This is a genomic window from Anaerococcus obesiensis ph10 (assembly GCF_000311745.1).
GTDB classification, from domain to species: domain Bacteria; phylum Bacillota; class Clostridia; order Tissierellales; family Peptoniphilaceae; genus Anaerococcus; species Anaerococcus vaginalis.
Genome location: NZ_HE978533.1, coordinates 27,861 through 29,649 on the forward strand (window position 1 = coordinate 27,861; position 1,789 = coordinate 29,649).

Here is a 1,789-nt window from a genome sequence, read left to right on the forward strand (position 1 = left end):
ATTTTCTATAAAATCTTTGTCATTAAGAGAAAATATTGCAGTAGGCAAAGATTTTGTAAATTTTTCCTTACAAGATGGGCAAGATAAAGAAAAATCTTTATTTCTTGTATCAATATTATTTTTATTTTTTAAAAAATCCAAAAATTCTTCCAAAGATGAAAACACCAAATCTGCTTCATTTTTTATAAGCTCACTATCGTCCAAATCAACTATCAAAACTGCCACAGCACCACTTGCCTTTGCAGCTTTTATCCCAGAAAGAGAATCTTCCAAAATATAAGTTTTATTTTTATCAGCATTTAATTTTTCCATAGCAAAATTAAAAATTTCAGGATTTGGTTTGCCTTCAACAATATTATCCGAAGAAATTATCAAATCAAAATAATTTCTCACCCCTTCCCTATCAACCAAAAAATCTACCCTGTCTTTTTCAGAAGAAGACGCAAGAGCAAGTTTCTTATTATTTTTTTTCAAATAATCCAACAATTCCACCAAACCAGATTTTTTTAAAGAATAATCAATTTTTCCAAATTTTTCTTCCCTCAAATCATTTAAATCTTTTCTAATTTCTACAGCTTTTTTTCTGTCCATAGAAAATTTTTCAACCATATAAGAAATAGATTCATCCATTTTTCTTCCAGATAAAAGAATCTTATCTTCTAAATCAAAAGAAAAATTATTCTTTTTTGCAATCTCACGCCATGTTTGATAATAAAAATTTTCCGTATCAAACATAGTTCCATCCATATCAAATATAAAATAATCCATACTAAAACTCAATTAAATTTAATCCCAATTCTTCATCAAATTTTCTATTAATATCGCCATCAATAATTGTAACAAAAATTTCCGCAGTTAAAGAAATAATAGCCTCATTCAAATGACCTGCAATTGCTTCCCCTGCAATATCTCCAGTAAGAGCATTTGTTTTTGCCTTGCCACAAGTGATGTGAAAATGAGTATAAAGCTTACCGTCTTTATTAGAAATATTTCCACAAAGATTTGAAATTTCTAAATATTCTTCATATTTTTTTATATTATAATCCTTAGTTTCAGGATCAAAAAGACCAATATCAAGATTATCAGTAGCACCAATTCCAGTTAAAAAACCAGCCTTTACATTTTCCTTTTCCAAAATTTCCCTAACAGATTCAACAAGCTTGTCGCCCTTTTTTAATCTAATAACTAATTTATCATCAAATCTTTTATAAACCATATAAAATCCTTTCATTTTTCAAATTTAACTTACACATTCTTTAAACATTATACCCAAACAAGGGGAGGGATATTGGATTTTGATTTTTTTTTAATCTTTAATTTTAAAATAAATTATTTTATTAAATTAATTCTTCGTTATGTTAGGGGAGAAAATGGGGGAGTTTCGATTCTCCCCCTTTTTCCACGCTGACTTGCTTTTTAAATTTAAAAAAATCTTAAATCAAAATTCAATTTCAAATTAAAACTACGAATAAAGTCCGCGGTATAATTATTGAAATTGTACCACTGGCACAATTTCAAGCTAATTATATCCCTAAAACCCCCACCTTTTTGCCCCCCTGCAACCGACCATTGCATGGAGCTAATTTTGTAAGAAGCTTCGCTTCTTTCAATTTTTTTAAATTTGATTGTTGTTTAAAAATAATTATAAATTCAAGTGAATTATTAGAGAAAAAATTGTTTGAACGTTAGTGAGTTTATTTTTTCTCTTTTAATGAACTTAGAATTTATTTATTTTGGACTTATATACTTATTAAATTTGTATAATCGATTAAAAAAACGAAAGAAACGT

At 27.4% G+C, this 1,789-nt stretch carries 2 protein-coding genes; both read right to left on the reverse strand.

The genetic code is table 11. The features are described 5' to 3' along the window. The coding region (locus HGAG_RS10985; RefSeq protein ID WP_019118901.1) for an HAD family hydrolase at positions 1-768 on the reverse strand (768 nt) is incomplete at its 3' end. A gap of 1 nt (position 769) precedes the next feature. After that, the gene (locus HGAG_RS09400; RefSeq protein ID WP_244263857.1) at positions 770-1,231 is read right to left on the reverse strand and encodes a PPC domain-containing DNA-binding protein; all 462 of its coding nucleotides are present in this window, start codon (positions 1,229-1,231) and stop codon (positions 770-772) included. Between the last annotated feature and the right edge of the window lie 558 nt (positions 1,232-1,789).

Coding starts and splice junctions, on each gene's coding strand:
- HGAG_RS09400 (WP_244263857.1), bottom strand. CDS start 1,231: ATGAAAGGATTTTATATGGTTTATAAAAGATTTGATGATAAATTAGTT.